Raw genomic sequence first — 6,608 nt, 5'->3', positions numbered from 1 at the left:
TTATGGCGCAGCGTGAAGCATGAGGAAGTCTATTTGAAGGCTTACGATACGGTTAAACAAGCGAAACAATCAATTGCTGAATATTTGGATTTTTATAACATGATACGTCCTCATTCAAGTTTGAATAAGGCAACACCGGATGAATTTTATGATCAACATTTACTAAAAGTAATGGCAGCATAATTTAAATATTTAGAGCGGATTTATCACTTATAAAACTGAATTGAGTGGTCTAATTAACGGAACCACATTAATACAAAGAGTAGTAGTTACAGTGTCTTAGATAAAAAAGGATTTAGTCTTGAGAATTAAATTAATAGAAGTATTGACTAAGAATAACTGGAATATTGAAGAGAGATCTTACAAAGGAGATGAAAATATCTCTGGGTTTGATCATTTACCTATTGAGTTACAAGAAATTCTTATGAATTATAAAACAATAAGCAATCCAAGTGATGTTGCTTGGTTTTTTACAATTGCCGAAATTAGAGGTGAAACAGAATCTGAGTTCGATTGGGAAGAACTTAGACATCAAAGCTTAGATGCAGCAATGAATGATGTAGAAATTAACCGAATTAATAATTTTTGGGATCATCATTTTTGCTTTTTGATGTCAGTTAAAAATGGTTACTCATATTTGGCAATTTGTTTAGAAGGCAAAAATAAAAATAAGGTTGTGTATGGTTATGAACCTGAATATGAAGAAGTTGATGTCATCTTTGATTCATTTGATGATTTTTCCAATACACTTATAAAATATATATCAAACCAGAGCAGATTCAGAGTTTTTGATCAAATATTTTAAATGTAATAGACCTCTGGCATTGTTTGAGATTCGAGTAGGGATGGCTTTTAATTTAGAAGCTGTCGCATCAAGCACAAATGAGCAAAAACCTACTTTCGCAAAAGACCTAATATAAAATATTTGAACTTTTACTCTTCACTTGTTACAGATTAGCCGATAATGGCAGATTAACTCCACCAATATCTTAAAATATGGAAAAAGATCGGTGCTGAGAAACAAATAGAATCAATACGATCTAGCATACCACCATGACCGTGAATCAATTGTCCCCAATCTTTAACGCCACGATCACGTTTGATTGCAGACATAACCAAACCGCCAAAGAAACCAAAAATACACACCACAAGACCAATAAATGCTGCCTGTAAATAACTAAATGGAGTTAACCATGCCATAGCAACACCTAAAGCTGTGGCTAGGACGATACCACCAAGTAAACCCTCGACAGTTTTAGACGGAGATAAAACAGGGGCAACCTTGTGTTTGCCAAAAAGCTTTCCGCACACATATTGCAAAACATCTGAAGCCTGCACAACCATAATTAACCAGATTGCCAGCCAAATCGGTTCACCCTTAAAACCGTGTAATTTTAAATTGAGTAGTGCAGGAACATGAGAAATACAGAAAACACAGACCATCAAACCCCATTGAATTTTTGAACTACGTTCAAGAAAATGTTTGGTGTCTTCTTGTTTTAAACTGGCAATCGGAATCAGTAAAAACACATACAATGGAATAAAAATAGAATATAAGCCATACCAGTCGATAGCGATTAAATAGTATTGATATGGAATCACAAAATAAAATGCAATCAACAGCGGAAAGTAATCACCACGCCGTGTCGGCAACAAACTGGTGAATTCACGCAATGCAAAAAGTGAAATAATGCCAAATAAGATAATAAATGCAGTTTGACCAAGCAGAATTGCTGCACCAATGACAATTAACATCACCCACCAAGCATTAATTCTCGCATTTAAATTATCAATGACTGGTGCAGGCTGATGTCCAGCTTTTTGTTTAAGAATAAATCCTACTGAGGATGCAAAAACCAAAATACCAGCAAAAATACCAAATAAAAGATAGGTTTTATGTAGATTATCAACAATCATTGATTTTCAACCTCTTTTAATTGCAATAGTTGTTTTTGGGCATAGTTGATAAAAGTCGTTTTATCCATCTCTAAATGTTGTTCTAAAGGACAACCAAAACATACTGTAGATAACAAAAGTAAAGGAATAAATGAACCTTTAGGCATGACACGTCTTAAATTTGAAATCCAAACTGGAACGATTTCTATTTCTGGAAATTGCTTATGCAGGTTATAAAGACCACTTTTAAATGGCAGTAACTCAACATCATCATCTAAATTACGTGTGCCTTCAGGAAAGAAGATAATCGAGTATCCTTGTGCAAGTGCATCTTTTACAGGCTGTAATGGATCAGAACCATCCTCACGGTTACGTTGGATAGTGACCCCATTAAAAGTATCTTTAATCAAAAATTGACGAAAACCATCTTTCAGCCAATAATCTGATGCTGCAACGGGTTTGGTCTTGCGACGCATTAATTTTGGCAGTGAAGACCACAATAAAATAAAGTCGATATGACTGTTATGATTGGCGTAGTAGATTCTTTGTTTCATTTCAGGCTGACAACCAATCCACAAACTACGTGCGCCTGTGATCAGTCGTGCGCCACGTCGGGTCAGAAATGCAATAAAACGAGCAACTGAGCTTGAAGCAAAATTTCCGCGAGGTGTCTCTAAGCTCTGCATTTTGTTGAGTGCAGGCATATTATTTTCTATTTTTTGATCTTGTTCAGGACGCTGTTCGGGTAACTGATTCATTGTTTAAGCCAATTGATATTTAATCTTTTTTGTACTGTTCATATGATATTGAAATGATGAAAACTTAAATTTCTGATTTAAAAAGAGCAGAATAATATTGAATTCAACAGCCCCACATGATCGATTTTAAATTAACGCTTTTGAATAAATAGTAAAAATCATTTATATCACAATATTAATTTATCATTTTTACTTTTTAAATCATAGCCTAACTTGAAGCAATTTCATTATCTTAGTCCTTCAAATACAGCGATTTTCATGACTTTGCTTTGGTCGAAGTTAAAGAAAGAAAACCTAACTACCGTCTATATTCTGACTCAAATGCTCACTTAAATGATTCGATAAATTAAAATAATTAAAACCAGATACTGTATCAATACTAAGGCAATTTGCAGCTTGATTAAGCGAAAACAGCCAGCAAAACGCAGTGTCCAATCTCGACCGACTTTATTTTGCGGAAGAAGTTTCATTTCAAGTAAGCTTTGATCGAATTGCTGAGTAAGATGTTCAATGCTATCAGCTCTAGATTGGATCGCCAGCATTTCAATCAATTCCGCATCAAATTTGACACGGAATGAAAGGTAATGATGAACAGCCATGAGCAATAATGTAATGACAATGAATATCCAAAGCTCTATCGTTTGCCAACCTTTAAATAAAATCGCAAAAATAGATAAAGCAAAAGCAACATAGCCAGAAAGTAGCAAACCACCAGTTGCAGATAAAAGCTTGGCAACAATGAAAAATTTCATTTTCATGGCGCCAAGCCTTTTAATTTGAGTTGATAAATTTCAAGCTCTTCAATTTGTGGTGCTTTTAATACCACCCACGGACGTGCCTTGCGGATGATTTCAACGACTTCTTCAACAGTGCTGTCTTGGTTTTGTTGCATTAACCAAGCACTGAGTAGTGCGCTGCTTCTTGAATATCCAAGGGCGCAACAGATGAGAATGTTTTGCGATGGCGTGCCATCAATTTTGGTGAGTAAGAGATTGAATTGATTTACCGCATACTCAAGTTGATTGGCTTGCAAAGGAATCAAATCAAGACTTGGATACTGTTGATATTCAGATCCACTGTTTAAGGGTAATTCTGCAACACAGTCAAATACTGCGGTATATTTTTCGCTGTCTTTTTGAGTGGGGATACGCCCAATAAAGATTTTTCTATGCTCTGAATCAATGACCAATGAATCTTCATGATGTTTTTTTGTCCAAATTCGGCTATTGAGCCACGCAAAAATAAGGTACGGTGCAAGTAAAATCTGTGCAGCGATGGTCATCTTTCCATTGGTTTGCTTTTGGAAAAAATGAGGACGTACAAAACTATAACTATGCGCAACGATAAATAAGCTGACTGCTGGGTAGATTAGCCATAATCCCCAAGGGTTTAACTCATAGGCTAAAATCAAGAAAATTACAGCACCACACAGGTAGTAACTGCCTAGTTTTAAATGTTTTGCTGTTAACTGTTGTAAGCCATCTTTTCTAAATGGTGATTTAACAGTTATTGGGAATAACCACAAACACAAAGCACCGACTAAAATTCCTGTAGGAAGGTCAATAAAATGATGTTGCCATGTTGTGAGGATGGACAGTCCGATCAACGCACTCCAAAAGTCCACCAAGTATTTCCATGAACCTTGTACATGTCTACGATAAAAATCCCAAAGAATGACCAACAAAACGATATGCAAAGAAGGTGCTTGGTTAAAAGGCTTGTCAAACCCCATCAGCACATCAAACCATAGTCCAAAAAAACCATCTAAGGCAGGGCGTTCAAAACTAAATTTTAACGGGAACAATAAAAAGCAACTGATCGAAATCACTTGTGCTAAAAACAATCTGAGCGCCTGTTGTTTCAGTTCAAATTTGTTCCAGCACAGTAACAGAGACAGACCATAAAACAGGTCAATTGACCAGTAAGGCACAATAGTCCAAGCCCAAAGTGGAATATGCTTTTCCCAGTCAAATACAATACTTGGAACATAGGCGAGTCCAGAAGCATACTGATTCGCAAAACCATAGGTCAGAAAAAAGAATGGTGCCAGGAAAACCAAGCAGAGTAAGCCCCATTTCCATGTTCCTGTTTCTTTGATGAGTGTTGGCATATAACATCCATTATTATTTTATTCGTGATGGCTGAATAAAATTAATATCCAGCCATGAATTTTAATGACAGTTTTTTTATAGCTTTTGTGCCACTGAAACGGTAAATATTCCAAACTCATCAATGCACTGATCGACTTTTTTAAAGCCAGCAGCTTCAACCAGCGCATCCATTTCTGCCTGTGAGCGCAAACGCATCACCCATGCATCACCTTGACGATGTGAAGTGAGCGCACGAGCAATAAACTCTTGTTGTGGGTGCCAGATTTGACCTGTGTAAATTAGATAGCCATCTTTAAGTATCGCTTTACTTAGTCCATCAAGAGATTGTCGTAATAAATCATTGTCACTGAACAGTTCGTACAAACCAGATACCACGGCTAGAGATGGTTTTGGTTTTACCGAAGCTAATGACTCTTTATCAAAAGCATCTGCTTGAACAAATTCTGCAATATCAGTTAAGCCACGTTCAGCAATCATTTTCTGTCCAGCAGCTACATTAATGTCACTATAGTCACGGAGCAGAATTGACTCAGGCTGTTTCGGCAATTGAGCAACCGCATCTAAAATATAGCGCCCATGACCTGATGCAATATCCATAATTCGAAGTGGTTTACGCTTTTTAATCAGAATATCAGCGTACTTTTGCAGTAAAGATTCGATATTTTGTTTGCGTACTCGGATACCACGCCAACCAATTGCATTGAGATATTGACGATCAATAATTTTACCAATCGGGTTGCTACTTTCGGTTTGATTACGATAAACAAAATCTAAAGTACTGCCTGAGTCATAACCCGTATCTTCACCAATTTTTAAACCTTGAGATAAATGACTACCTATTTTTAGGTTCTTTTTGGTGACTTCCCAAAATGCATTTTTGATTGATTTAGCTGGTAATGGTGAGCTGAGATCTTCTGCAATTGCGCAGCTTGGACCAATTTTATCGGCATTTAAAACATCAGGTGCCTGATAAGCAGTCGCAAAACATTGTTGAATAAAGCGACGTATTTTCTCCGTTGCAATATGTCGGTCTTTTTCACCTAATGTATCGTGAAAGAAACCATCTAAAATGTGTAATTCTTTTTTCGGATGCGGAAGTTTTTGATAAAATTCACGTTGTGGTTTTTGGAAAACGACAAAATCTGAGCCTGAACATAATACTTGGGTCGGTACAAAAATATTTTGTGAGTCAGCAACAATGCGTTTTGAGGCATCGTAAAGCCCGAGTAACATTCTTACCGAAATCGCTTTGGCAATCTTCGGGTCAGTATCGTAGCTTTGCGCTCGATCTTCGTCATGAGTCAGCATTTTGGCTTTGACATAACTTTGAATAAAGAAGTTACCACGTAGCTTTGCCATGACTCTTAAGCTAGGTTCAGCAAAAGGGACATACAGCTTAATGTTAAATGCTGGCGAAGCTAAGCACAAGGCACGAATTTTAGGAGCATAGTCGTGCACCCATGTGGCTGCAAGTACCGCGCCCACACTTTGTGCAACAACTGCAATATTCTCTGGGTCAATGGCATAGTTTTGCTGAATATGCTGAACAAAGTATTGAATATCTTTAACACAAGCAGAAAAGCTTGGGGCATCTCCACGTTCACCTGGAGAGTCGCCATGACCTCGGGCATCCCATGCAAAGAAATCAAAATCTGGAAGATTAAGTTCCTCAACTAAATGTGCCATACGTCCAGAATGTTCATGACCACGATGAAATAAGATAATGGCTTTTTTTGTTTCCGATGGTGCTTGTGTCGCCCAGTGTTGATAGAACAATGCTGTGCCATCGTGACTGGTGAAGGTGTGGTGACTATTGTTATACATAGCAATTTACCCTGAAAGA

General features: G+C 37.1%; 7 protein-coding genes. 2 read left to right on the top strand and 5 right to left on the bottom strand.

Annotated elements, in window-relative coordinates; all coding sequences use genetic code 11:
- Window positions 1-183, top strand: a 183-nt coding sequence (locus tag F938_RS10895; protein ID WP_005028598.1) for an integrase core domain-containing protein, incomplete at its 5' end; no start/stop codon positions are given.
- Window positions 184-301: 118 nt separating this feature from the next.
- A complete protein-coding gene (locus F938_RS10890) occupies window positions 302-805 on the top strand; it encodes a hypothetical protein (RefSeq protein WP_005031768.1) in 504 nt (167 codons plus the stop codon).
- 167 nt (window positions 806-972) lie between these two features.
- On the opposite strand, the gene F938_RS10885 is transcribed toward F938_RS10890, so the two are convergent.
- The 5 genes from F938_RS10885 to F938_RS10865 all read right to left on the bottom strand — a co-directional run bounded on the left by F938_RS10885 (window position 973) and on the right by F938_RS10865 (window position 6,589).
- Window positions 973-1,917 carry a phosphatidate cytidylyltransferase gene (locus F938_RS10885; protein ID WP_004830605.1) on the bottom strand — a complete coding sequence of 315 codons (945 nt, stop codon included), beginning with the start codon at window positions 1,915-1,917 and terminating at the stop codon, window positions 973-975.
- Complete coding sequence (locus tag F938_RS10880) at window positions 1,914-2,600, bottom strand: lysophospholipid acyltransferase family protein (RefSeq protein ID WP_042066493.1); 687 nt, start codon at window positions 2,598-2,600, stop codon at window positions 1,914-1,916. Before F938_RS10880 ends, F938_RS10885 begins: the two co-directional genes overlap by 4 nt.
- Window positions 2,601-2,983: 383 nt before the next feature.
- Window positions 2,984-3,412 (bottom strand): hypothetical protein, encoded by a 429-nt coding sequence (locus tag F938_RS10875; RefSeq protein ID WP_005031764.1) that lies wholly within the window; start codon window positions 3,410-3,412, stop codon window positions 2,984-2,986.
- Entirely contained in the window at window positions 3,409-4,764 is a 1,356-nt protein-coding gene (locus F938_RS10870) for a phosphatase PAP2/dual specificity phosphatase family protein (protein WP_005031762.1), read from the bottom strand. Before F938_RS10870 ends, F938_RS10875 begins: the two co-directional genes overlap by 4 nt.
- Window positions 4,765-4,840: 76 nt before the next feature.
- A complete protein-coding gene (locus F938_RS10865; RefSeq protein ID WP_005031760.1) occupies window positions 4,841-6,589 on the bottom strand; it encodes a bifunctional alpha/beta hydrolase/class I SAM-dependent methyltransferase in 1,749 nt (582 codons plus the stop codon).
- Between the last annotated feature and the right edge of the window lie 19 nt (window positions 6,590-6,608).

The organism is Acinetobacter bereziniae LMG 1003 = CIP 70.12, assembly GCF_000368925.1.
In the GTDB taxonomy this organism is placed as follows: Bacteria; Pseudomonadota; Gammaproteobacteria; order Pseudomonadales; family Moraxellaceae; genus Acinetobacter; species Acinetobacter bereziniae.
The sequence above is the reverse complement of the archived record's forward strand: the minus strand, read 5'-3'. Positions and strand labels throughout refer to the sequence as shown.